General features: G+C 55.6%; 1 protein-coding gene. It reads left to right on the top strand.

Translation table 11 applies throughout. The annotated features are described in order from the left end of the window. Window positions 1-216, top strand: a 216-nt coding sequence (locus tag RYZ59_RS24645) for a Tn3 family transposase (protein WP_318067338.1), incomplete at both ends; no start/stop codon positions are given.

The following is a 216-nucleotide window of genomic DNA, read 5'->3' as shown; positions in this document are numbered from 1 at the left end:
CCGTGATCCCGGTCTGCGCCGACGCGTGCAGGCGGGGCTGAATAAGGGTGAGGCCCGTAATGCCCTTGCGCGAGCGGTCTTTTTGCACCGTCTGGGTGAAATAAGGGATCGTGGGCTGGAGAATCAGAGTTATCGCGCCAGCGGGCTGACATTACTGACAGCAGCGATCACGTTGTGGAACACGGTATATATAGAAAGAGCTATTGAGTCACTAAA

Origin of the sequence: Citrobacter sp. HN-141, assembly GCF_033341895.1 — a bacterium.
GTDB lineage: Bacteria > Pseudomonadota > Gammaproteobacteria > Enterobacterales > Enterobacteriaceae > Citrobacter.
This window is presented reverse-complemented; position numbering and strand designations above follow the sequence as displayed.